The 21,355-nt window shown below is 61.7% G+C and carries 23 protein-coding genes, 1 tRNA gene and 1 pseudogene; 9 read left to right on the forward strand and 16 right to left on the reverse strand.

Annotated elements, in window-relative coordinates:
* Positions 1–35: 35 nt before the first annotated feature.
* The 13 genes and pseudogenes from CDI09_RS05355 to CDI09_RS05415 all read right to left on the reverse strand — a co-directional run bounded on the left by CDI09_RS05355 (position 36) and on the right by CDI09_RS05415 (position 10,107).
* Positions 36–794 (reverse strand): annotated as a pseudogene (locus tag CDI09_RS05355) (IS5 family transposase).
* Between the two features lie 34 nt (positions 795–828).
* Positions 829–1,059: a DUF6538 domain-containing protein gene (locus CDI09_RS18920; RefSeq protein WP_308446119.1), complete on the reverse strand. Its 231-nt coding sequence runs from the start codon at positions 1,057–1,059 to the stop codon at positions 829–831.
* 275 nt (positions 1,060–1,334) lie between these two features.
* Complete coding sequence (locus CDI09_RS05365; RefSeq protein WP_078525450.1) at positions 1,335–1,979, reverse strand: HNH endonuclease; 645 nt, start codon at positions 1,977–1,979, stop codon at positions 1,335–1,337.
* A 278-nt stretch (positions 1,980–2,257) separates the two neighbouring features.
* Complete coding sequence (locus CDI09_RS05370) at positions 2,258–3,310, reverse strand: LPO_1073/Vpar_1526 family protein (RefSeq protein ID WP_078525448.1); 1,053 nt, start codon at positions 3,308–3,310, stop codon at positions 2,258–2,260.
* Entirely contained in the window at positions 3,307–3,486 is a 180-nt protein-coding gene (locus tag CDI09_RS05375; RefSeq protein WP_078525446.1) for a hypothetical protein, read from the reverse strand. The genes CDI09_RS05370 and CDI09_RS05375 overlap by 4 nt, the downstream gene beginning before the upstream one ends.
* Positions 3,487–3,945: 459 nt before the next feature.
* Positions 3,946–5,319 (reverse strand): DUF6538 domain-containing protein, encoded by a 1,374-nt coding sequence (locus tag CDI09_RS05380; RefSeq protein ID WP_078525444.1) that lies wholly within the window; start codon positions 5,317–5,319, stop codon positions 3,946–3,948.
* A gap of 89 nt (positions 5,320–5,408) precedes the next feature.
* A tRNA-Leu gene (locus tag CDI09_RS05385) sits at positions 5,409–5,496 on the reverse strand.
* Positions 5,497–5,835: 339 nt separating this feature from the next.
* Complete coding sequence (locus CDI09_RS05390; protein WP_078525442.1) at positions 5,836–7,362, reverse strand: efflux transporter outer membrane subunit; 1,527 nt, start codon at positions 7,360–7,362, stop codon at positions 5,836–5,838.
* A gap of 15 nt (positions 7,363–7,377) precedes the next feature.
* Positions 7,378–8,289 (reverse strand): HlyD family efflux transporter periplasmic adaptor subunit, encoded by a 912-nt coding sequence (locus tag CDI09_RS05395; RefSeq protein WP_078525441.1) that lies wholly within the window; start codon positions 8,287–8,289, stop codon positions 7,378–7,380.
* Between the two features lie 27 nt (positions 8,290–8,316).
* The gene (locus CDI09_RS05400) at positions 8,317–8,511 is read right to left on the reverse strand and encodes a DUF1656 domain-containing protein (protein WP_010510087.1); all 195 of its coding nucleotides are present in this window, start codon (positions 8,509–8,511) and stop codon (positions 8,317–8,319) included.
* 187 nt (positions 8,512–8,698) lie between these two features.
* On the reverse strand, positions 8,699–9,178 hold the full coding sequence (locus CDI09_RS05405) for a MarR family winged helix-turn-helix transcriptional regulator (protein WP_078525438.1): 480 nt from the start codon (positions 9,176–9,178) through the stop codon (positions 8,699–8,701).
* Between the two features lie 193 nt (positions 9,179–9,371).
* A complete protein-coding gene (locus tag CDI09_RS05410) occupies positions 9,372–9,806 on the reverse strand; it encodes a hypothetical protein (protein WP_078525435.1) in 435 nt (144 codons plus the stop codon).
* A gap of 40 nt (positions 9,807–9,846) precedes the next feature.
* Entirely contained in the window at positions 9,847–10,107 is a 261-nt protein-coding gene (locus CDI09_RS05415) for a hypothetical protein (RefSeq protein WP_078525433.1), read from the reverse strand.
* A 101-nt stretch (positions 10,108–10,208) separates the two neighbouring features.
* Here CDI09_RS05415 and CDI09_RS05420 point away from each other — a divergent pair, with 101 nt between their 5' ends.
* The 5 genes from CDI09_RS05420 to CDI09_RS05440 are packed head-to-tail and all read left to right on the forward strand — an operon-like array spanning position 10,209 to position 14,100.
* On the forward strand, positions 10,209–11,321 hold the full coding sequence (locus tag CDI09_RS05420) for an ABC transporter ATP-binding protein (RefSeq protein WP_078525431.1): 1,113 nt from the start codon (positions 10,209–10,211) through the stop codon (positions 11,319–11,321).
* Between the two features lie 44 nt (positions 11,322–11,365).
* Complete coding sequence (locus CDI09_RS05425; RefSeq protein WP_078525428.1) at positions 11,366–12,394, forward strand: extracellular solute-binding protein; 1,029 nt, start codon at positions 11,366–11,368, stop codon at positions 12,392–12,394.
* The gene (locus CDI09_RS05430; protein ID WP_078525425.1) at positions 12,373–12,858 is read left to right on the forward strand and encodes a hypothetical protein; all 486 of its coding nucleotides are present in this window, start codon (positions 12,373–12,375) and stop codon (positions 12,856–12,858) included. Before CDI09_RS05425 ends, CDI09_RS05430 begins: the two co-directional genes overlap by 22 nt.
* Before the next feature lie 34 nt (positions 12,859–12,892).
* Complete coding sequence (locus CDI09_RS05435; RefSeq protein WP_078525423.1) at positions 12,893–13,381, forward strand: YcgN family cysteine cluster protein; 489 nt, start codon at positions 12,893–12,895, stop codon at positions 13,379–13,381.
* Positions 13,381–14,100, forward strand: a complete 720-nt coding sequence (locus CDI09_RS05440) for a M48 family metallopeptidase (RefSeq protein ID WP_078525420.1) — start codon at positions 13,381–13,383, stop codon at positions 14,098–14,100. The genes CDI09_RS05435 and CDI09_RS05440 overlap by 1 nt, the downstream gene beginning before the upstream one ends.
* A 46-nt stretch (positions 14,101–14,146) precedes the next feature.
* On the opposite strand, the gene CDI09_RS05445 is transcribed toward CDI09_RS05440, so the two are convergent.
* A complete protein-coding gene (locus CDI09_RS05445; RefSeq protein ID WP_078525416.1) occupies positions 14,147–14,950 on the reverse strand; it encodes an NAD kinase in 804 nt (267 codons plus the stop codon).
* Positions 14,947–15,798 carry a carbon-nitrogen hydrolase family protein gene (locus CDI09_RS05450; RefSeq protein WP_078525413.1) on the reverse strand — a complete coding sequence of 284 codons (852 nt, stop codon included), beginning with the start codon at positions 15,796–15,798 and terminating at the stop codon, positions 14,947–14,949. The genes CDI09_RS05445 and CDI09_RS05450 overlap by 4 nt, the downstream gene beginning before the upstream one ends.
* Positions 15,799–15,939: 141 nt before the next feature.
* Between CDI09_RS05450 and CDI09_RS05455 the strand changes: the two genes are divergently transcribed.
* On the forward strand, positions 15,940–16,899 hold the full coding sequence (locus CDI09_RS05455) for a cation diffusion facilitator family transporter (RefSeq protein ID WP_078527857.1): 960 nt from the start codon (positions 15,940–15,942) through the stop codon (positions 16,897–16,899).
* Here the strand turns inward: CDI09_RS05455 and serB are convergent.
* Positions 16,889–17,779, reverse strand: coding sequence for a phosphoserine phosphatase SerB (gene serB / locus CDI09_RS05460; RefSeq protein WP_078525410.1), 891 nt, complete (start codon positions 17,777–17,779; stop codon positions 16,889–16,891). The two genes, CDI09_RS05455 and serB, sit on opposite strands and share 11 nt — an antisense overlap.
* 30 nt (positions 17,780–17,809) lie before the next feature.
* Between serB and miaA the strand changes: the two genes are divergently transcribed.
* From miaA to ilvN, 3 genes are all read left to right on the forward strand, one after another.
* The gene (gene miaA / locus CDI09_RS05465) at positions 17,810–18,814 is read left to right on the forward strand and encodes a tRNA (adenosine(37)-N6)-dimethylallyltransferase MiaA (RefSeq protein ID WP_078525407.1); all 1,005 of its coding nucleotides are present in this window, start codon (positions 17,810–17,812) and stop codon (positions 18,812–18,814) included.
* A gap of 73 nt (positions 18,815–18,887) precedes the next feature.
* Positions 18,888–20,708 (forward strand): biosynthetic-type acetolactate synthase large subunit, encoded by a 1,821-nt coding sequence (ilvB, locus tag CDI09_RS05470; RefSeq protein WP_078525405.1) that lies wholly within the window; start codon positions 18,888–18,890, stop codon positions 20,706–20,708.
* Positions 20,709–20,809: 101 nt separating this feature from the next.
* On the forward strand, positions 20,810–21,325 hold the full coding sequence (gene ilvN, locus CDI09_RS05475; RefSeq protein WP_078527855.1) for an acetolactate synthase small subunit: 516 nt from the start codon (positions 20,810–20,812) through the stop codon (positions 21,323–21,325).
* Positions 21,326–21,355: the final 30 nt, after the last annotated feature.

Below are 21,355 nucleotides of genomic sequence, written 5' to 3' on the forward strand. Positions count from 1 at the left end.
TGAAGCTTTTTTTCAAAAAGCTTTAAGCTCAGGACTCATAACCAGAAGATGACGGTTGCAGCGAGGCAGATGGCTGAGAAGAAGACACTCGGGCATCTGTCATAACGTGTTGCGACCCGTCTCCAGTCCTTGATTCTTCCGAACATGATCTTGATACGGCTGCGGCGTTTGTATTTCCGCCTGTCGTATCTGACCGGTTTTCCGCGAAATTTCCTGCCAGGAATGCAGGGTTTTATCCCTTTCTTCTTCAGGGCATCCCGGAACCAATCTGCGCCATGCCCGCGATCGGCCAGCATCCATCGGGCTATGGGAATACTGTCGAGAAAGGCTGCTGCACCTGTATAATTACTGATCTGCCCCGCCGTTATGAAGAAGCTCAGCGGTCGTCAGTTCTGATCGGTGATGGCATACAACTTCGTATTCATACCGCCTTTTGTGCGACCGATCAGGCGACCTGGATCCCCTTTTTTGAATCGCAGGTTCGAAGCCGTACGATGTGCCTTGAGACAGGTCGGATCAATCATGATGGTCTGGGGCTCTTCCTGTCCAGCCGCCAGGCCATCCATCATTCTGATGAAGATCCCCATGACACTCCAGCACTTCCAGCGGTTGTAGAGTGTCTTGTGTGGACCGTATTCCCGGGGCGCATCGCGCCAGCGCAGAGCGTTCCGATTAACGAAGATGATGGCGCTCAGCACGCGACGGTTATCAACACGAGGCCTGCCGTGGCTCTTGGGAAAGAAAGGCCGAAGACGCTCCATCTGCTCGTCCGTCAGCCAATACAGATCACTCATCTTCAGTCTCCTCACAGAGCCTGAATCAGATTTCTCATCTCAAATTGATGGGCCCTGAGTCTAAAGCGTCAGGTTCCGAGAGGGCCAGATGGGCCTGAGAGAATAATTCTGTGGTTCTGGCATGAAGCAAAGAAGCGCGTTTGCGGGCTTCATTCTGGTCGCCTGTTTTTAAAGAAACCCAGATTTCCCGCCGATTTAAGGCTGTTCGCAGGGTAGGGGGAACAATACGGCGGAAGTGATAGGTGGTGCCTCGGACACGGAGCATAAAATCTTCCCTCGGTGGGGAAGGACGACGGAGCAAAGGCTGCCTTTGCTCCTCATTCAGCCGAAAAATCGTGCTATTTCAGGTGTCTGTGGTGCGAACTGCGGGACTCGAACCCGCTCTCTTTAATCGCAACCAGTCAGACAACCCATTGAAATGGAACGATAATTTCAGACGAAATCATCCTTCGCATGGTGACTGCGGGTTTACTCTGAGGGCAAACCCGTGGGGCAGTCAAGGTTTGGAATTTACAATGGAAGGGAGGCCATACTGTAAATCTATTTAAGTAATTTACGTAATTCTTCGATGCTTAAGATATCTTTGCCACGATGCAGCATTGAGTGGCAGTTGGGACAAACTGGTCTTAAGTCACGCACTGGGTCGACGTTATATTCTTCTGATTGTTCAGCTATGGGATGAATGTGATGAACATGAATAAATCCCTGACCATGTTCACCATATTTTTCTTCAAAATTAAAATTACACACGGAACAATTTAAACCGTAATGTTGTAAGCAAGCTTGTCTAGCGGCTGTATTGCGCTCATAATGGTTTACTACTACAGTTTGTTTTGCGCCTTCTGGATACAATTCAGGATTTTGTAAAACATCCGGGTAGTCTATTTCATCAATGCGAGACCAATACATTATAACTGGTGAACCGAACCCTTCTGGAGAAGGCTGGTAGCCTATCTTTAGTATTGCTCCTTCTCGAGCTAAACGGCTTAGTTGCTGCGCCACGAAGGATACAGCAGTGTAATGGTTTCCATTTCCAGCACCACCTATGCCATATTGATTTGATATATGGTTATACAAAATCGGGTTTTGAGTATTTAAAGCATTCATTACGTCCATAGTATGGAAGATTCTATGTCGCATCGTAATAACGATTTCTTTGAGAGCTAAAAATAAATCTTGTTTCATACTAAATCTTTCACGGTTGAAATGATGTTTATATAAACTTAGAGAGTTTATGTAGAAGGTGGAAATTTGTATAGAAAGAATTAAAGTAAAGCCAGCCGTGCAAACCAGCGGACACGTTGTGTCGCGGTAGTTTGCAAACTGGTCTGGGGGCGAGCAAAGCTCTCCCCCGTGAACCCCCTCTTGATGTCAGATTTGGGGGGCAGGCTGAATGTCGGTTATTGGGAAGGGATGACCGGAATCAGCCATTCGTAGCACTTGTTGAATCCGCGACTTTCCGCTCACTTGATCCAAATACTGAGGTCTGGACTTCCGAAAGAGGGGATTTGCGTCAATCTAGCATGACCAATCGCTTGACCGATTGTAGTGAGCTCAAGCGACTTCAACGGCGATGAATTCCACTTGTCGATGACTTCCTCAATTCGAGGGCATTGCGGCTTCAACTTCTGCACGATAGCAGCGTCGTCAGCTAGATCGGCGATGGCCTGGGCCCATATGTGTTGAACGTGTTCCACGCTAACTGATGGCGGCCGTTGCATACTCAATAAGACTTCCAAGGACATCGCCCGAGGTTGGTAGCATGCTGGGTTGAATACAGATGGAATCAGCAGCGACTTAACATCTGGCGATGTCTCCCCAACGATTTTATCGACCTTTTCAGCACTAAAACCCTTCATGAAGAGGGCTGGATAAACTTTCCTCCAAATCTCGATAAGACGAATTTCCCCCATGGATATCGTGGCACACCTTTGTGCCACCAAATATTCGTAGGACTGTCGATCAGTCTCTAAATCATCCAACAATTCATCTATAAATGTATTCAAATGCGCGCAGAATGCGGTTAGATTATTGACAGTAAAATTCTGCGTAAACCTCGAAAAAAAGGCGAACGCAAGTTCGCTTATTTCATTTCTAGTAAGTCGCGATATAGTTGTAATCGCTTCGTTTATTGCAAAAGCGCGGCGTGACCCGGTGCCCTCACTCGACCTCTTGGCGATAAGATCAACCAAGGTTCCGTGCGTTTCCGTATCGCCCGTTCGGGCATAGGCGCGCTGTGCCTCAATGACAACGTACTGGAAGTCAGGATCAGAAAAGGCATCTCTCTTGGCCGCAGCATCCTCGTCGAAACGCTTCATTATGCTTTCTTCGAATGCTTTAAGTCTGACCTCCATCACGGCTGCAGCGGTTGCAGCTAACTTGGGCATCTGGTCGGCCAACGACTCCACAATGGTCCGCACATCTTCGGAACTAATGCCTTGATGAACAATGGTGTCCCGCTGACTCTGAATAGCGATAGCCCCTTCCGCCGCCCGCTGATCTTGCCGTGAGCTCATTTGATACGATCCACTTTCGTGTCCCGACCTGATTGGATCGAAATTGACCCTTTACCGGTTCGCTGCCGCTGACTGACACGGCGACGATTTATAACCGCCGCGCCAACGCGGATACCGATTATAGCCACAATCAAAGCCGCCACACCGATGACGATCTGCCACTGCTCGTCTGTCATAAACTCTCTCCGTTGTTTATTGGGAATTCATATGCGCGCTCCGTTGTTAGAAGCAAATGCAATTAGTCCCTCAAGTGAATTGGGGGCGGTTTCGGTCTCAGCGTGAAGAGACGGGACGGCTAGAGTGTCGGCGCTTGCCGAACGGCAGAAAATCTCGTTCGTAGGTGACGCGCCACACTGGAAGGCGATAGGCAGCTATCTGCTGTCCCTAAGCGGTAAGCCACCATTCCGAGATCGGCCAGTCCTGCGCATTCCGGTTTGTCCCAAACTCACTCTATCGCGGTTCGTATAGCGATGTCGGCTTTGGAGAAACCGTCAGACCCACTTCCATGTCTGAGATGAGGCGTAAGCGGTCATTAAATGAAACCTTATTTTTCTGCTCTTTAGGGGGTCAACGGGGGAAGTATTACCCCTTGCCAGATGTTGAATGGGTAGCCATTCGACACTGCTGGCTCCCTTTTAAATCGTTCCCTTTTTGAAGGCTGTTTCCGGGTAGCGTATTGCCTCTATTGTTTGTTGCAGATTGGCTGTTGAAATGCCGGTAAGGTAGGTAGTCGTCCCTTGGCTCTTATGGGTGGCTTCATGACCAAGCAGGCGGTCAATCCACACCTCTCGGATATCTGTATGGGCGTTTCTGAGTTGTGTGGAAACGGTATGCCGGAACGAGTGAAACGTGATTTCTGCTGGCAGACCAATCCGGGTCTTGAGCAGTGAGAAAGCTCTGCCAAGGGCTGCGCCTCTGACACCCTGTTTTGAAGTCTCCAAGCCGGGGATGAGGTATGGGCCGTCTGTGGTATCCTTAAGAGTCAGAATACCGGCATCAATCAGCTTTAAATGGACTGGCACCATACGAGTGCCTGCTTCTGTCTTGGGTGCCCAGCCGGTTTCGCTATGGGGTCGGATAAGGAAACAGGGGATACCGTCAACAGTCTGGACGTCCTCTTTGCGCAGGGTGCAGATTTCGCCCAGCCTCATCCCCGAATAGGCTGCAATCAATGTGACCAGCCTGAAGGTCTCTTCTGGCACGGATGTGCTATGCCATGAGGCAGAGGCCAGCAAAGCTAGTTCTTTGGTCGTCCAGCTTCTTCTGACGGTCTTCTGTCCGTTTTCAAAATTCCAGCCTGTCCACGGATTGCGTGTGACCAGTTCCCGCTGGTGTAGCTGGTTCCAGAGGGCAGAGAGACGCATCATGTGGTTTTTCACACTTTTCCCGCTCAGGGTCTGTAAACCTTTCTCTCTGGCCCTCTGTGCTTCTTCTGCAAGGGTGAGGCTGCTCTTACGCTTGCCCAATGATGCTGGAAGGGAAAACAGCAGGTCGCGGAAGGCTCCAGCCTTTTCGCCACCGATAATGGACACAGGAGCATCGCCAAAGGCTTGCAGGAACAGGTCTACAGCCCGTTGGGTGGCTTTCTTGGTGTCGGCGCTGGCATGAAGATTATCCAGCACAAAGCGTTTTAGGGCACCTGACAGCATCAAGGGTTGAGTTTTGGGAGGCTTGAGCGTTTTCTTCATTGTCCGGGGTTTTGGCACCAGTGCTGAAACTGGCACGGACCTCGTTTCCTGAGCAGATGAAGGCAGGTTCACGCTCTGCAAATCCCGCAGTGAAACCCGCAGTCCTTCAAGCCTGCTTAAAGTGTCAGGTTGTGCCAGTGCGGAATGCGCTTGCATGAACAGTTCAGTGGTTCTGGCATGAAGGAGTGATGCTTTTTTGCGGGCTTCATTCTGGTAGCCAGTTTTCAAAGAAACCCAGATTTCCCGCCGGTTTAAGGCTGCTCGTAGGGCAGGGGGAACGATACGGCGGAAGTGGTAAGTGGTGCCTCGGACACGGAGCATAGAATCTTCCCTCAGTGGGGAAGGACAATGGAGCAAAGACAGCCTTTGCTCCTCATTCAGCCGAAAAATCGTGCTATTTCAGGTGTCTGTGGTGCGAACTGCGGGACTCGAACCCGCACGCCCAGTTACAGGCGCAAGATTTTAAGTCTCGTGCGTCTACCATTCCGCCAAGCTCGCATATGCAACTCTGTTTAGCATATACAGGGCACAGCACAATCATCGGCCAGGATTTTATTGAATTGGGTTGCCGGCACATTATTCATAAATTGCCGTCGTCTGAGTCAGTTTATAAAGATCAGCCTATGTAATGTGATGGGGGCAGGCTGGTCAAAAAAAGATATTGCGCCCTTCAAATTCAGTCAGCCACGCCTGTATGGCCTTTGGAAAGAATCTTCAGCGCATTGCAGAAATCGCGTGCATCCGTATGCGCTCCAGCAGGGGTAAGGTCCATAAGCTGCCCCCTTGAGGGGGATACGGAACCTGCCGCGCCGCCAGGGCGGGCAGGCCGCAACCACATTACTGCTGGAAGGCGCGCGCCAGCATGTTCTGCTTTTCAAGCGATACGGGCAGGGTGGTGTTGGTCAGCGCAATGCCCTGCCAGCCCGCGCCGAGTGCGGTGTAAAGGTTGATCGCATCCTGCAGGCGCTCCAGCCGGGCCATGGCCTCGGCATTCTGGGCGTTAAGAGTGGTGCGTTCGGTCGTCAGCACTTCCAGAAAGCCGACAAGACCCGCTGCATACAGCTTGCGGGCGCGTTCGCTGGCCAGTGTGCTGTCTTCCGCAGCCTTGGCCAGCAGTTCGGTGTGTTCCTCATCATCATGCCAGGCGGCCATTGCATCCTCGACTTCCTTGAAGCCGTTCAGCACGGACTGCCGGTAAGCCAGACGGCTTGCCTCGGCCGCGGCCTGCGCCATGCGGATCTGCGAAGTGTATTTGCCACCATGCATCAGGGGCAGCGAGGCCATCATCAGGAACTGCCAGCTCATGCCGCCCATCTGGAACACCTGGTACAGCGCCGATGCATTGGGGTTGAAGTTCAGCGGAATGGTGAAGTTGGGGTAAAGCTGGGCCACCGCCACGCCAATGCGCGCCGTGGCCTCGGCATAGGTGCGTTCGGCCTTGCGGATATCGGGGCGGTTGGCAATGACCATGGATGGCAGGGTGGCAGGGAACTCCGGCACCGGCGGCAGCGGCCTGGCCACCTTCAGTTCCAGCTCCGACGTGCCCGGCATCTGGCCCATCAGCACATCGATCGCATGGGTAATCTGGGAAATATGGGTCTTGAGCGGTTCGCGCGCGGCGGTCTGTGAATCCAGCTCCGCCTTGGCCTGCGCGATCTGCATGGTGTTGCCCACACCTTCAAGATACAGCCGGTTGGTCAGGTCATAGGCATCCTGCGCCACATGGATATTGTTGTTGGCGATTTCCAGCCGCAGCTGCTGGTCGCGCAGCATCATGTAGTCGCCAGCGAGTTCCGACAGCATCATGACCATGACGCCACGACGGTCCTCGATCGATTCCTCGACCGCGCGGTTCTCGGCTTCCACCCCACGGCGGATGCGGCCGAATACATCGATCTGCCAGCTTGCGCTGAACCCGTAGCCCAGATACGCGGCCTGGGGCTGGTTGGCCGAGCCCGCAGCAGAGCCGGGACGCAGCGGCCAGTTATCGATATTGACCGAATAACGGACATTACCGGCCGAGGCCTGCGTATCGACCTGCGGATACCACTGTGATGCCTGCACATCACGAATGGCGCGCTCGGCCATGATCCGCTGGCCCGCCACCTGCAGGTTGTAGTTGCCCGCAATGGCCTTGTCGATCAGCTTGTCGAGTTCAGGATCCTTGAAGAGGTGCCACCACTCCTTGAGTTCCTTGTTGGTTTCCTCGATCTCCTCGGGGGTGGCGGTATGCTCGTCCTCGGTGAACTTGGCGGGCAGTTTCATCCGGTCCGGCTGGTAGCGCGGCCCCACCGTGCAACCGGCCAGAAAGATGGCCGATGTCAGGAACAGGCCGGTCCTGCGGGTAACTGAAGTGATGTTCATGATCGTGCCCGCGCCTTACAGATGATCTTGCAGCCATGTCGTCAGGCGACCGCGTTGCGTGCGGGCCTGCGGGCCGACGCTGATCGTGGCCGTCATGCCGGCGGCGAGTGTCACGCTGTCGGGCACATGGTCAAGGTGGATACGGACCGGGATACGCTGCGCCAGCCGCACCCATGTGAAGATCGGGCTGACATCCTGCAGGCCAAGCCCGTCGGGGCGGCCATTCTGGTCATTGATACCGCGCGCGATGCTGACCACATGGCCGGGAATGATGTCCTTGTAGCCCATGAGCTTGACGCGCGCTTCGTCGCCCACATGCACGCCCCACATCTTGGTTTCCTCAAAGTAGCCGTTGACCCAGTAGGAGTCGGCGTCAATCACGGCCAGGCGGGCATGTCCCTCGGTCACGTAATCACCGATCCGCAGGTTGAGGTTGGTGATGTTGCCGTTGACGGGCGAATACAGGATGGAGCGCTGCAGGTTCAGCTTGGCCAGGTCAAGGGCCGCGCGCGCCGCATCGACCGAGGCGATCTGGGTCGCCACGTTCGAGTTGAACACTTCCTGTTCTTCCGCCGAGACGATGCCGCCAAGGCCCATGCGGCGGCGGGCGTCGTTCTGCTTGAGCTTGAGGTCTTCAAGCGCGCCATCGAGCCGGGCCTGCGCCTCGCGGATGGCCAGGCGGAAGCGGACGGGGTCAAGCACGAACAGAGGGTCGCCGCGATGGACGTACTGGTTGTCCACCACTGGCAGTTGTACCACCGTGCCCGATACTTCCGGCGCCACGTCAACGACATAGACGCGGACGCGCCCGTCGCGGGTCCACGGGGCAATCATGTAGGTGTCCCATAAAGTGATGCCCATGACGACGGCCATCGTCACGACCGCCAGGGTCAGGACCACACGGATCAGGGTGCGCAGGAGGGGCATGGGAATTCTCGAACCTTCTTGGGACAGTCAGATGTACAGGATCATCAGGCACAGGACGCAAGTGTATAGCGCGACCTCGAACAGGGCGAGATGCCAGAACCATTTCATTATGCCGCACCACCACAGCAGCGAGCGCAACAGCATGGTGACAGGCAGGGCAGCGACGGCATAGACGACAATCGGTGCCATGAAGACACCGAAGAGGTTGAATTCGCTCAGCATCAGGCGGTTCTCATTCCGAACGGTCCCGTTGAAGGAGAAGCAGGCAGCGACACCCGGTGACAGACTCCGCGCCGCTGTGCCGCTATCTGTAGCCGACACGGCCGCGGGAAGAAACCGTCAATGGTGCCACAATGCAGGGACACGCCCCCGGCATGGGGTGGAAAAAGGGGGGTAAAGGGCAGGGGCATCACCGCAGTGCCACCGTGTGGGGGGGCTGGGCGGGTTTTTTACACAGGTTGGCCTCGATCCGCTCAAAGACAGAATAGCAGGCCAGCAGTTCCGGCGTGGAAATGCCATGCAGCAGGCGGCTCGACACGGCTTCCACCGCATGGCGCACCTGGCGTGCCGTGCGTTCGCCCTTTTCCGTCAGGCTGACGAGCTTCGAGCGTTTATCTTCATGGTCGGGGGAACGGAACACGAGGTCGCGGCGTTCCAGTACATCGAGCAGGCGGGCGACGGATGGGGCTTCGATTTCAAGCACGCGCACGAGGTCTGTCTGGCGCACGGGGGGCGGTAGCAGGCCAAGGTACAGGACGGGCCGCCATGTGGCTTCGGTCAGGCCATATTCGCGCAGGTCATGATCGACCTGCCGACGCCACGCGGCGCCAAGCCGGGCGAGACGGCGACCGAATGACAGTTCCTTCTTGTTGCGCTCCAGATCGGGCATCGGGTTCCGCCAGCGGGGACATACAGGTATTAAGCATGCAAACCATTTGCGTGCTTAGTATGTCCGGAAGCTGCACGTTTCCAGAAAACGCCAATGTGAGCCAATGCAATTTCAGCATGGATACTATCTGGCAATGACGTGGATCATTGCCAGATAGCCCGGGCGCGGCGGTCTGGTGGTTGTTATCTGCCTGTTATCTGCCGCGACCGGTCAGGCTGCGCAGCAGTCCCCATACCGCCCGGAAGGTGTGGCGCGTCAGCGGGCCCGCCACCGTGGTGGCTACGGCGGACAGGGCCACGGTCTGCCGCAGTTCGTTCAGGGCGTGTTCGCGTGCGAATCGCACGCGGATTTCCTCTGGCGTCATGTAGGAGCGGCGGCCCATCACCAGACCCATGAGCACCACGAGCACATCGGCCCCGAAGACCATGGCCGCAGCGCCAAGGGCGCTGAAGCCCAGGGTCTGGTAACAGAAGGCCCACAGCAGCCCATGGCCTGAAATGACGGCAAAGAAGGCAAATATGGCTGCCACAACCAGAAACGCGGCCTGACGACCAAGACGGATCGCCATCAGTTTACGTAGGGTCAGCTCCCCTTCAATGATGGTTTTGCCGATTTCGCCTATTCTCATGATGCTCGCATGTCCTCTGGTTACGGCAGGCTAGAATGCCTTATTTCGTTGCGCGGCCAAGAAAGTAGCCGATCACCGAGAAAATGGCGATAGCCACAAGCGAACGAGCGCGTGAGCCGCCTTTTTTGGGGGCATGCTCTTCCAGGCTTTCACGGGCCTGGCCCGCCAGCTTCTCGGCCTTGCCCGCCACGTCATGCAGCGCCTGTTTGCCGTGCGTGTGCAGCAGGTTTTCAATGTGGCTCTTCAGGGCCTGCAGGTCTTCGTGGGTTACGTTCTTGATGGTGTCCGTGGTCTTGCTCATTGTCGTTTCCTTTTTAGGACGGGTGAAGCGGATAATCCTCTGGCAAGGAGGTAACCATTGCTTATAACGCTTTATCCCCCCAGTCAGGTTTCTGTTATCGCATGTCTCCTTTCTCCATACGGCTGGTTGCCAGTGCGCTGGCTGCCTCACCCGGTGCGTCGGGCCTGTCCTTCCGGGCTGCTGCCGGGGCGTGCCTGGCCATTGTCAATGAGCACGCGGCGTGCCTGAGCACCGTTGCCGACCTGCTCGCGGGCCACGTGTCGGCAGGGGCCGGGCAGATCGTGGTGGATGGCGTGGATGTCACAGCCCTCCCGCCCGAGGCTCGCCCGTGCACGCTGGTTGGCTGGCGTGACCCCCTGTTCGCGCATATGAGCGTGCAGGCCAACCTTGCCTTCGGGCTGCGGGCGCGGGGCATGGAGTCGCAGGCGGTGCTGGCGCGGGTGCGCGGCGTGCTGGCCCTGCTGGGGCTTGATGGGCTGGAGCAGGCCCGCCCGGCAACGCTGGGCCCCGAGCAGGCGCTGCGCGTCATGCTGGGGCGCGCGCTGGTGTTCGAGCCGCCCGTGCTGGTGCTGGAAGATGTCTTTGCGCCGCTCCCCGCCGCCAGTCGCCGCGCCATGCGCCGCCTGGTCGCCCGCCTTGTCCGCGCGCGCGGGCTGTGCGTGGTGCTGCTGACCCGCGCGCGTGAGGATGCCCTGCTGCTTGGCGATACGATCGCTTACATGCACGGCATGGAGGTGTTGCAGGTGGGCACGGCGCGCGACCTGTTCGAGCGCCCCGCCTGTGACCGCGTGGCCACCGAATTTGGCGATGCCAATGCCCTGACCGTGCGCGTGGCCAGCGTGGAGGATGACGTGGCCCTGGCCCACCTGCCTGGTGGCCTGCCGGTCGAGGCCATGGCCATGCCGGGGGTCGTGGCGGACCAGTTGGCCACATTGTGCATCCGGCCCGACCGGGTGGCCGTGATGTTTCCCTCCCGCCCCGGCATGACGGGGGCCGACCCTGACGAGCCGCCCCTGCTTGAGGCCACGCTGACCGACCTGCGCCAGATGGGCGATCATGTGCTGCTGCGCCTGCGGCTGGCCAATGGGGCCGAACTGCTTGTGCGCCGTCCCCCCACCGCCGCCCTGCAGCGTGTGGCGCCGGGGCAGGCGGCGGTGCTGGCGTGGCAGCCCGCGCAGGCAATGGCCTTTCCGTTCCGGGGTGAAATGGGGTAGCGTCCGCCATCTTCCGCCCCCGCCCGAAAGGCTGTTTCCCACCCGTGTTCCAGATTGTGTCCCGTCGCTCCCTCAGCGCCCTTCTGCCCAGCCTGCTCGCGGCCCTGATCGCCCTGCCCGTGCCGTGGGCGGATGTGCAGGCGGCCGCCCGCACCCGCCACAGCCCCGCGCTGGTGGTGGCCAGCACGGAGCCGCAGCTGGGCCAGGCGCAGGATGTTGCGTTTTTCCAGCCATTCACGCGCGCCACGGGGCAGGCCGTCACGCGCCGGGCCTGGACGGGCGCCCTGCCTGACCTCGAGTCCCATGGCCTCCGGTCTGGAAATGGGGGGAACTGGTCGCTTGCCTTTGCCGAGGACAGCACCATCCGCGCCGCCTGCGTGCAGGGCCTTGTGGTGCATCTGGCAGGCAGCACTGCCAACCCCGATGGCTGCGGTGCGCCGGGGCTGGCTACACAGGTTGTGGTGGCATGGGACCAGACATGGCGTGAGAGCGCGCCGCGATGGAATGATTTCTGGGATATCGTGCGCTTTCCGGGCAAGCGCGGCCTGCGGCGCGACCCGCGCACCACGCTCGAGATCGCGCTGCTGGCCGATGGCGTGCCGCCAGCCGAGGTTTATGGCCAGCTTGCCACCCCGCAGGGTGTCGACCGCGCCTTTCGCAAGCTCAGCCAGTTGCGTCCTTATATAACGTGGTGGTCCACCCCCGCCGAGGCGGCCAACCTCCTGTCACGCAAACAGGTGCTCATGGGCAGCGCGCCGCTTGAGGCCGTGAACAGCCTCGCCACGCATGCGGAGCCGGAGCGCATTGGCGTCAATACCGACATGGCGCTGTCCTATGACCTGTCATGGGCGGTGGTGGCGGGCCAGTCCGCCGAGCGGCTGGGCCGATCACGCGAACTGCTGCATTTCATTGTCCAGCCAGACCGGCAGGGCGCTTTCGCGGCGGCCGTACCCGCAGGGCCGTCCGGTCCGGCCCATCCGGCGGCCCTGCTGCCCATGGATGTACAGTTCTGGCAGGTGAATTACGCGCCTCTTTCCCGGCGGTTCGAGACATGGCTGCACAGGGCGGGCTGATGCTGCTCCCTCTTGCCACTCACCCACCGGGCGCGCTGGCGGCTGACGGGTGCGCCACTGCGCTGGGGCTGGGAGTGGCCTGCATGCTGGTGCTGGGGGCGCAGGCCCTGCTGCACCGGAACTGGCCCGCGCGGTGCGTGGTGTTGCGTGGCCTCATGCTTGCCCTCATGTTGCCGGGGCTGGCGCTGGCGTTGCTCTGGCCGGGGTTTGTAGGCCACGGTGGCGGCATGGGGAGCGTGGCGCAGGGGGCGCTCGTGGCGCCTGCGGCCATGTGGCCGCTGCTGCGCGTGCTTGATGCCGTGCCGCCCGGCCTGTCGCGCACGGCGCGCGGGCTGGGTGCCGGGGGGCGCGCACGGCTGCGGCTGCTGTGGCTGCCCCTGCTGGCGGGCCCCGTGGCGGGGGTGGGCGTGTTCTGCGCGGTGATGACCGTGCTGTGCGCCATGGCGGCGGCAGCACTGCAATGAAAACTGTACACATGCGATATGGCAGGACGACATCATGACCGATGAGACCCCCCCTTTCTGGGAGACGACGCCGCTTGCGCAGATGACCCCCACGCAGTGGGAATCGCTATGCGATGGCTGCGGGCGGTGCTGCCTGCACAAGCTGCGCGAGGACGAGACGGACGAGGTGCTGTTTACCGATGTCGCCTGCCGTCTGCTCGATACCACCACCTGCCTGTGCACCGATTACGCCCACCGCCACCGCCGGGTGCAGGACTGCATCAGCCTGACGGCGGAGATGCTGGCCGATATCGACTGGCTGCCGCCCACCTGCGGTTACGTGCTGGTGCGCGATGGCGAGCCGCTGCCATGGTGGCACCCGCTGGTGTCCGGCACGCATGAAACGGTGCATGAGGCGGGCATATCGGTCAGTGGCCGGGTCATCAGCGAGCGCAGGGCGGGCATGCTGGAAGACCACATCATCGACTGGCCCGGCGAGGCCCCGAAAGATGCATTCTGCCGCACCCGCCCGCGCGGGCGCTGATGGCGCAGGGCGCGGGGCAGGAAGACGGGCTTGAGGTCGTGCCCATCGCATCGGGGGCGGTTCCGGTGCGGTGGCGCATCTCGGCGCGGGCGCGGCGGATTTCCATGCGCATCGACCCCGTGGCGGGGCATGTGGTCATGACCCTGCCGCGCGCGGCCCGCAGGGCGGATGGGCTGGCCCTGCTCCGCGCCCATTCCGGCTGGGTCGCGGCTGGCCTTGCGCGCCTGCCGCCTGCCGCCGAACTGCGCCATGGCGGCCACGTGCCGCTTGATGGCCAGAGCCGCGAAATCGTGCACTGCCCGGAGGCCCGGCGGGGCGTGTGGCTGGAAGAGGGCCGCCTGCATGTGAGCGGTGCCGCCGAGTTCATTTCCCGGCGCGTGATGGCCTATCTGCGCGCGCAGGCGCAGGTTCTGCTGCCCGCGCGCCTGCGCATTCAGGCCGAGGCCAGCGGCCTGCGCCCCACTCAGTTGCGCCTGCGCGATACGAAAAGCCGCTGGGGCAGCTGCTCATCCGATGGCAGCATCATGCTGTGCTGGCGTCTGGTCATGGCTCCGCAGGAGGTGCAGCATTACATCATCGCCCACGAACTCGCCCATCTGCGGCACATGAATCACGGGCCTGATTTCTGGCTGCTGGTGGACAGGCTGACCCCGCATCGCCGCCAGGCCGAGAAATGGCTGCGGGCCAATGGGGCGAGCCTGCACCGGCTGGCGGGATGAAATGGGAAGGATGAAGGTTTCCGGGTGCGGCCTTAGACTTGTGTTTTCAAGCCGTGAACTGCTCGGCGATGATCCGTTCCGACAGGCTCTGCCCGGGGTCGAACAGCACGGTGGTGTGCAACTCGCGCGCCTCGCTGATCTCGACGGAAATGACATCGCGCACCTCGGTAAAATCCGCCACGGCGGCGACAGGGCGCTTGTCGGTTTCCAGAATATCGAAGCGCACCCGGGCGGTGGAGGGCAGAAGCGCGCCACGCCACCGGCGTGGGCGGAATGCGCTGATGGGCGTGAGCGGCAGCAGGTTGGCCGAGAGCGGCACGATCGGCCCGTGGGCCGAGAGGTTGTAGGCGGTCGAGCCCGCAGGCGTCGAGATCAGCACGCCATCGCAGATCAGTTCAGACAGGCGCACGCGCCCGTCGACTCCAATGCGGATCTTGGCTGCCTGCCGTGTCTGGCGGAACAGGAATACGTCATTGAGCGCCAGGGCATGCACACACTGGCCATCCATGGTGGTGGCCTTCATGCGTAGCGGGTGCAGGGTGGCCACCTGGGCCGCGGCAAGGCGGGCGGGCAGGTCATCGGGCACGGCCGGGTTCATCAGGAAGCCAACCGTGCCGCAGTTGATGCCGTAAACCGGCAGCTCATGCCCAAGGGTGGTGTGCAGCGTTTCCAGCATGAAGCCATCGCCACCGAGGCAGATCAGGGCCTCCGCCTCTTCGGGCGGGCACTGGCCGTACTGACCCACCAGCCGTTCACGCCACAGTTCGGCGCTCTCGTTCGGAGCCGCGGCGAAGCACAGTCTGGTGGGGGTGTACCCATCGGCCCAGCCGGGGTACGACATATCGGTCATGGAGTGTGGATGGACAGGCGGTGATGCGCCATGACCGGCATGCGCGCGCGCGTGCTGTCAATCACGCCATGTTCGATGCGCGCGGTGCTCCAGCCCGGCCCGTCGGAGACCTGCGCCACGATGGTGCCCCACGGGTCGATGATCATGGAATGGCCATAGGTGCGGCGCGGCTGGCCGCTGTCGTCGATGTGGGTGCCAGTGGTGCCGCAGGCCACCATCCAGCACTGGGTCTCGATGGCACGGGCGCGCAGCAGCGTCTCCCAATGGGCAAGCCCGGTCTCGACGGTAAAGGCGGCGGGCACCAGCAGCACGTTGGCGCCACGCGCGCGAAGCGCATGGAACAGGGCGGGGAAGCGGATGTCGTAGCAGATGGCCAGCCCGGCGGTGAGATCGGGCGAAAGCGGCGCGGTAACGATGTCGGAGCCGGGCTCGTAGGTATCGCTCTCGCGGTAGCCCTCGCCGCCGGGCGTTGTCACGTCAAACAGGTGGATCTTGCGGTAGCGCGCGATCTCGTGGCCCTGCGGGTTGAACAGCAGGGACGTGTTGAACAGCTTTTCCCCATGCAGTTCGCCAATCGAGCCGCCATGCACGCTTATGCCATGCGCGCGCGCAATGCCGGACAGGAAGTGGTACAGCGGCCCGGCCTCGCCCGTGCCATCGGGGGCGGGCAGTACCTCGGCTGCGGCGAATTTCATGTCGCGCGTGCCGCCAAGGCAGCTCCACATCTCGGGCAGCACCACGAGGTCGGGCTTGTCGGCGGTGATGGCGGCGGTGATGAGGGCGCGGGCGGTATCGATATTCTCGGGCGCGGAGGCGCCAGGCGCCATCTGGATGACGGTGGTGCGCATCTGGGCTGGTACTCCGTTGGCAGTGCGGTTTGAGCATAGGACAGGCGGCCCGCCCCCCGCAACCGGCACGCATGGTTGCCACACTGTTAAAAGGGGGCGTGGCGCGATAGGATGGTCTTCTGGCTCAATATTGAAAAATCAATGGCACATTCCTCATCTTCCCGAACGGTCATCTTCGCGGCACTTGGCGGCAACCTGCTGGTGGCGGCCACCAAGTTTGGCGCGGCCTTCCTTACGGGCAGCGCCTCCATGCTCAGCGAGGCCATCCATTCCCTGATCGATACCGGCAACCAGGGCCTGCTGCTCGTGGGCATGAAGCGCGCGACCCGCCCGGCCACGGCCACGCATCCGTTCGGTTACGGGCTGGAGCTGTATTTCTGGACCTTCGTGGTGGCGCTGCTCATCTTCGGGCTGGGGGCGGGGGTCTCGCTGTATGAGGGGATCATCCACATCATCCACCCGCAGCCGGTGGCGCATGTGCTGGTCAATTACGCCGTGCTGGTGGCGAGCATCGTGTTCGAGGGCTCGGTGTGGCTGATGGCGCTGCGGGCCTTCCGCAAGGAGGGCAAGGGCAGGCGCGGCTGGGTGGAGGCCGTGCAGATGAGCAAGGACCCCACCGTGTTCACCGTCCTGTTCGAGGATACGGCGGCGCTGAGCGGGCTGTTCGTGGCGCTTTTGGGCAATGTTCTGGCCGAGTGGCTGGACATGCCGGTGCTCGATGGGGTGGCGTCCATCATCATCGCCTTCATCCTAGCGGTCACGGCGGCCTTCCTTGCGCGGGAATCCCAGTCGCTGCTGACGGGCGAGGGGGTCGCCCCTGAAGTGCTGCGCGCCCTGCGCCAGATGGCGCTGGCAGCCGATGGCGTGGAGCGGCTGAACGAGATCCGCTCCATGCATTTCGGCCCGCGCGACGTGCTGGTGGTCATCAGCCTCGATTTTCGCAATGACATGACGGCAGGGCAGGTCGAGATCGTGGTCAGCACGCTCGAGCGCCAGATCAAGCAGACCTATCCTGAAGTCACGCGCGTGTTCATCGAGGCGCAGGACAGTCGCGGCCAGCCAGCCGCCACCGCTGCCCGCGGCACGGCCATTACGCCGTGATGAATTCCGCCGCCCGGTAGCCCTGCGCGAACAGAAGGCTGCGCAACGTGGTGGCGTTGACCTGGTTGCCGATCTCGCGCCGCACGGCGGGCTTGGCGTGGAAGGCGATGCCCAGCCCCGCCACCCGCAGCATGGCAAGATCGTTCGCGCCATCGCCCGTGGCCAGCGCATCCGCCACGCCAACGCCCTGTGCCGCGACAAGGCGCCGCAGGTGCGCAAGCTTGGCATCCGGGCCTAAAATGGGCTGGCCGACCTCACCGGTCAGGCTGTCGCCTGCATCGAGCAGGGTGTTGGCGTGGTTTTCATCAAAGCCGCACAGGGCCGCCACCCGGCTGGTAAAGAACGTGAACCCGCCGGACACCAGCGCCGTGCGTGCGCCACCTGCCCGCATGGTGCGCACCAGCTCGGCAGCCCCCGTGTTGAGCTTTACGTCCTTCCACGCTTTTTCCAGCAATGTCACCGGCAGGCCGCGCAGCAGGGCCACGCGCTCGCGCAGGGCGGCCTCGAATTCGATCTCGCCATTCATGGAGCGGCGCGTGATCTCGGCAATCTTCTCGCCAATGCCGGCATGGGCCGCGATGTCATCCAGCGTTTCGCAACTGACGATGGTGCTGTCCATGTCGGCCACCAGCACGCGCTTGCGGCGGTTGGTGGAGGGCGTTACCAGCACGTCGATATGGGCCTTGGCGAAAACGGCGCGCAGGGCCGAGATATCGGGGGCGGTGCAGGCCATCTCGACCGCTTCGCCTTCCGCCAGGGTAACGGGGGTGGCAGCGCCTGCAAGGTCGCGCGCGGCTTCGATATCGACCGGCGTGAGCGATGTGGCGTCACGGTTGGCCACCAGTACAAGGATGTGGGCGTGGGAAGGGGAATCAGCCATGGGGTCCGGGTCAGTGAAAAGGATGAAACAATGACACGCCCCCCATCAGGGCAGGCGCGCGTGGCGCTAATCGTGGCGGGTCCGACCTGTTCGGGCAAGTCCGCACTCGCGCTGACCCTTGCGCGCCATGTGGGCGGCACCATCATCAATACCGATTCGATGCAGGTCTACCGCGACCTGCGTATTCTCACCGCCCGCCCCACCGTGGCGGAGGAAGCCTGCGTGCCCCATGCGCTGTATGGTGTGCTGCCCGCAGCTTGCAATGGCTCGGTGGCGTGGTGGCGCGAGCAGGCGCTGGCGGCGGCACACGCGGCGTGGGATGCCGGGCGCGTGCCGGTGTTCTGTGGCGGCACGGGCATGTATTTCCGCGCGCTGACCGATGGGCTGGCCGATATTCCCCAGCCGCCGCCCGCCATCCGCGAACAGGCGCGCGGCCTGCTGGCCGAACTCGGCGCCCCCGCCCTGCATGCCCGCCTGCAGCAGATCGACCCCGCAACCGCCGCCACACTGCGCTCCAGTGATGGCCAGCGCATTGCCCGCGCATGGGAGGTGCATGCCGCCACCGGCCACGGCATGGCATGGTGGCGGCGCGAGGCCGTGCTGCCGCCGCTTGCCGCCCGCTTCATTGCCATAAGGCTGCACCCCGCGCGTGACGGGCTGCGCGCGGCCATCGCCCGGCGCTTTCACGCCATGCTGGACCAGGGCGCCATGGCGGAGGTGGCAGCCCTGCTGGCGCAGAACCTGCCGCCCGACCTGCCCGCCATGCGTGCCCATGGCGTGCCCGAACTCGCCGCCGTGCTGCGTGGCGGGATGACGCGGGCGGATGCGGCGGCGCGCGCCATCCAGCTGACCGGGCAATATACGAAGCGGCAGGCCACGTGGTTCGCCCATCATCCGCTCGCGGCTCCTGAAGACACGTTTTTATATGAAAAACGATTTGAAAAAGACGAAGTCGCGCAACAAATGGAAAGCGAAGCCGATAAAATCATTTCTTTTGTTATTAAACGCATTGACGCGGGCCAAGGCTTTCCGTAAACCCGGCCCGGGATTTCGCCTGTAGCAGGGCTGGCCGGATTGTTCTGGCCACCAGTGGCGAAGGAGCAGGACCATGAACACAGCAGCGCACCAGACCGACATGAAGCCACACGCAGCGGGCACGGATACATCCGTGCTCAGCGGTGCGGAGGTGCTTCTGCGCGTACTGGCGGAGCAGGGGGTCGAGGTCATTTTCGGCTATCCCGGTGGCGCGGTCCTGCCGATTTATGATGCCATTTTCCGCCAGGATGCGATTCGCCACGTTCTGGTCCGCCACGAGCAGGCCGCCGTGCACGCGGCCGAGGCCTATGCCCGCTCGACCGGCAAGGTGGGCGTGGTGCTCGTCACCAGCGGGCCGGGTGCCACCAACACCGTGACCGGCCTGCTCGATGCCATGCTGGACTCGATTCCGGTGGTCTGCTTCTCGGGTCAGGTTGGCGTGCCGCTGATCGGCACCGATGCCTTTCAGGAGGCGGACACGACCGGCATCACCCGCCCGGCCACCAAATACAACTATCTCATCCGCCGGGCGGAAGATGTGGCGCCGTGCGTGCACGAGGCCTTCCATATCGCGCGCAGCGGCCGCCCCGGCCCGGTGCTGGTCGATCTGCCCAAGAACCTGATGGTCGGCCCCGCACCCTATAGCGACGCCCCGCGCGTGCCGCACCCGTCCTACCGCCCGCAGACCGAGCCGGGCCGGGATGTGATCGCGCGCGCCGTGGCCGCCATGAAGGGCGCGCGCCGCCCGCTGTTCTATACCGGTGGCGGCATCATCAATGCCGGGCCGGAGGCATCCGCCGCCCTGCGCAGACTGGTGGAAAAGACGGGCTTTCCGTGCACCTCCACGCTGATGGGGCTCGGGGCCATGCCCGCGGGCGACCGGCGTTTCCTGGGCATGCTGGGCATGCACGGCACCTACGAGGCCAACATGGCCACCCATGGCTGCGACGTGCTGATCGCGCTCGGTTCGCGCTTTGACGACCGCGTGACCGGCAGGCTCGATGCGTTCTCGCCCGGCTCGTTCAAGATCCATGCCGATATCGACCCCAGCCAGATCAACAAGATCGTGCGGGTTGACGTGGGCATTACGGGCGATGCGCGGCGCGTGATCGAGATGATGCTGGAGGAGTGGGAGTGCACGCCCGCCAATACCCGCCAGCCCATCGACATGGCGCAGTGGTGGCACCAGATCAATGAATGGCGCAAGACCGACAGCCTCGGTTTTGTGCAGGATCGCGCACCCGAGGCGATCATCCGCCCGCAATACGCCATTCGCCGCCTGCATGAACTGGCCACCGCCACCGGGCGCGACACCTATGTCTCGACCGAGGTGGGGCAGCACCAGATGTGGGCGGCACAGCATTTCGGCTTCGACAGGCCCAATCGCTGGCTGACCTCTGGCGGGCTTGGCACCATGGGCTACGGGCTGCCTGCCGCCGTGGGCGCACAGATCGCCCACCCCGATGCGCTGGTGATCGACATCGCGGGGGAAGCTTCCACGCTCATGAACATCCAGGAGCTTTCCACCATCGCGCAGTATCGCCTGCCGGTTAAGGTGTTCATCCTGAATAACCAGTATATGGGCATGGTGCGCCAGTGGCAGGAACTGCTGCATGACTCGCGCTATTCCGAGAGCTACAGCGCGGCGCTGCCCGATTTCGTGAAGCTTGCGGAAAGCTTTCATGGCAAGGGCCTGCGCGCGACCTGCGTGGGCGAGCTTGATGGCGTGATTGCCGAGATGCTGGCCCATCCCGGCCCGGTGGTGGCGGATATATGCGTGGCGCAGGATGAAAACTGCTACCCCATGATCCCTTCGGGGGCTGCGCATAACCAGATGCTTCTCGGCCCCGATCAGGATGACGAGATCAGCGCCGAAGGCCGCATGCTGGTCTGATCTTGCGCCTGCCCGTGGTGCTCCGTGTCACGGGTTTCCGTCCTTTCCTGCCGCCCCTGCCCCCCGCAGGGCGGCGCCCCAAGCAGTCAGGAAACACCATCATGACCACGCAGCAGGAGAGCCCGGTCTCTGCGGTCATTTCCATTCAGGTCGAGAACGAAAGCGGCGCGCTGGCCCGCGTGATCGGCCTGTTCTCAGGTCGTGGGTACAATATCGAGAGCCTGACCGTGGCCGCGGTGGATGAAACCCGCCATCAGTCGCGCATCAATATCGTAACCACCGCGACCCCGCATGTTCTGGGCCAGATCCGCGCGCAGGTGGAGCGGCTGGTGCCGGTTTACCGCGTGGCGGTCATGACCGGGCGCGAGCCGCACGTGGCGCGCGAGATGGCGCTCGTCAAGGTGATTGCCAGTGGCGAGCGCCGGGCCGATGCGCTGCGCATTGCGCAGGCCTTCCGCGCGCACCCGGTTGATGCCTCGGCCACCTCGTTCGTCTTTGAGCTGACCGGCGCGTCCGACAAGCTTGATGCCTTCATCGACCTCATGCGTCCCCTTGGCCTTGCCGAGGTGTCGCGCACGGGTATCGCCGCCATCGCCCGTGGGGCGGCAATCCTGTAAGGGTCGCGTTTTCTACTTCATCCGTTTTTT

It is taken from the genome of Komagataeibacter nataicola, assembly GCF_003207795.1.
Lineage (GTDB): Bacteria > Pseudomonadota > Alphaproteobacteria > Acetobacterales > Acetobacteraceae > Komagataeibacter > Komagataeibacter nataicola.

Coding starts and splice junctions, on each gene's coding strand:
- CDI09_RS18920 (WP_308446119.1), bottom strand. CDS start 1,059: ATGCTCCGTGTCCGAGGCACCACCTATCACTTCCGCCGTATTGTTCCC.
- CDI09_RS05365 (WP_078525450.1), bottom strand. CDS start 1,979: ATGAAACAAGATTTATTTTTAGCTCTCAAAGAAATCGTTATTACGATG.
- CDI09_RS05370 (WP_078525448.1), bottom strand. CDS start 3,310: ATGAGCTCACGGCAAGATCAGCGGGCGGCGGAAGGGGCTATCGCTATT.
- CDI09_RS05375 (WP_078525446.1), bottom strand. CDS start 3,486: ATGACAGACGAGCAGTGGCAGATCGTCATCGGTGTGGCGGCTTTGATT.
- CDI09_RS05380 (WP_078525444.1), bottom strand. CDS start 5,319: ATGCTCCGTGTCCGAGGCACCACTTACCACTTCCGCCGTATCGTTCCC.
- CDI09_RS05390 (WP_078525442.1), bottom strand. CDS start 7,362: ATGAACATCACTTCAGTTACCCGCAGGACCGGCCTGTTCCTGACATCG.
- CDI09_RS05395 (WP_078525441.1), bottom strand. CDS start 8,289: ATGCCCCTCCTGCGCACCCTGATCCGTGTGGTCCTGACCCTGGCGGTC.
- CDI09_RS05400 (WP_010510087.1), bottom strand. CDS start 8,511: ATGCTGAGCGAATTCAACCTCTTCGGTGTCTTCATGGCACCGATTGTC.
- CDI09_RS05405 (WP_078525438.1), bottom strand. CDS start 9,178: ATGCCCGATCTGGAGCGCAACAAGAAGGAACTGTCATTCGGTCGCCGT.
- CDI09_RS05410 (WP_078525435.1), bottom strand. CDS start 9,806: ATGAGAATAGGCGAAATCGGCAAAACCATCATTGAAGGGGAGCTGACC.
- CDI09_RS05415 (WP_078525433.1), bottom strand. CDS start 10,107: ATGAGCAAGACCACGGACACCATCAAGAACGTAACCCACGAAGACCTG.
- CDI09_RS05420 (WP_078525431.1), top strand. CDS start 10,209: ATGTCTCCTTTCTCCATACGGCTGGTTGCCAGTGCGCTGGCTGCCTCA.
- CDI09_RS05430 (WP_078525425.1), top strand. CDS start 12,373: ATGGCTGCACAGGGCGGGCTGATGCTGCTCCCTCTTGCCACTCACCCA.
- CDI09_RS05435 (WP_078525423.1), top strand. CDS start 12,893: ATGACCGATGAGACCCCCCCTTTCTGGGAGACGACGCCGCTTGCGCAG.
- CDI09_RS05440 (WP_078525420.1), top strand. CDS start 13,381: ATGGCGCAGGGCGCGGGGCAGGAAGACGGGCTTGAGGTCGTGCCCATC.
- CDI09_RS05445 (WP_078525416.1), bottom strand. CDS start 14,950: ATGACCGATATGTCGTACCCCGGCTGGGCCGATGGGTACACCCCCACC.
- CDI09_RS05450 (WP_078525413.1), bottom strand. CDS start 15,798: ATGCGCACCACCGTCATCCAGATGGCGCCTGGCGCCTCCGCGCCCGAG.
- CDI09_RS05455 (WP_078527857.1), top strand. CDS start 15,940: ATGGCACATTCCTCATCTTCCCGAACGGTCATCTTCGCGGCACTTGGC.
- serB (WP_078525410.1), bottom strand. CDS start 17,779: ATGGCTGATTCCCCTTCCCACGCCCACATCCTTGTACTGGTGGCCAAC.
- miaA (WP_078525407.1), top strand. CDS start 17,810: ATGACACGCCCCCCATCAGGGCAGGCGCGCGTGGCGCTAATCGTGGCG.
- ilvB (WP_078525405.1), top strand. CDS start 18,888: ATGAACACAGCAGCGCACCAGACCGACATGAAGCCACACGCAGCGGGC.
- ilvN (WP_078527855.1), top strand. CDS start 20,810: ATGACCACGCAGCAGGAGAGCCCGGTCTCTGCGGTCATTTCCATTCAG.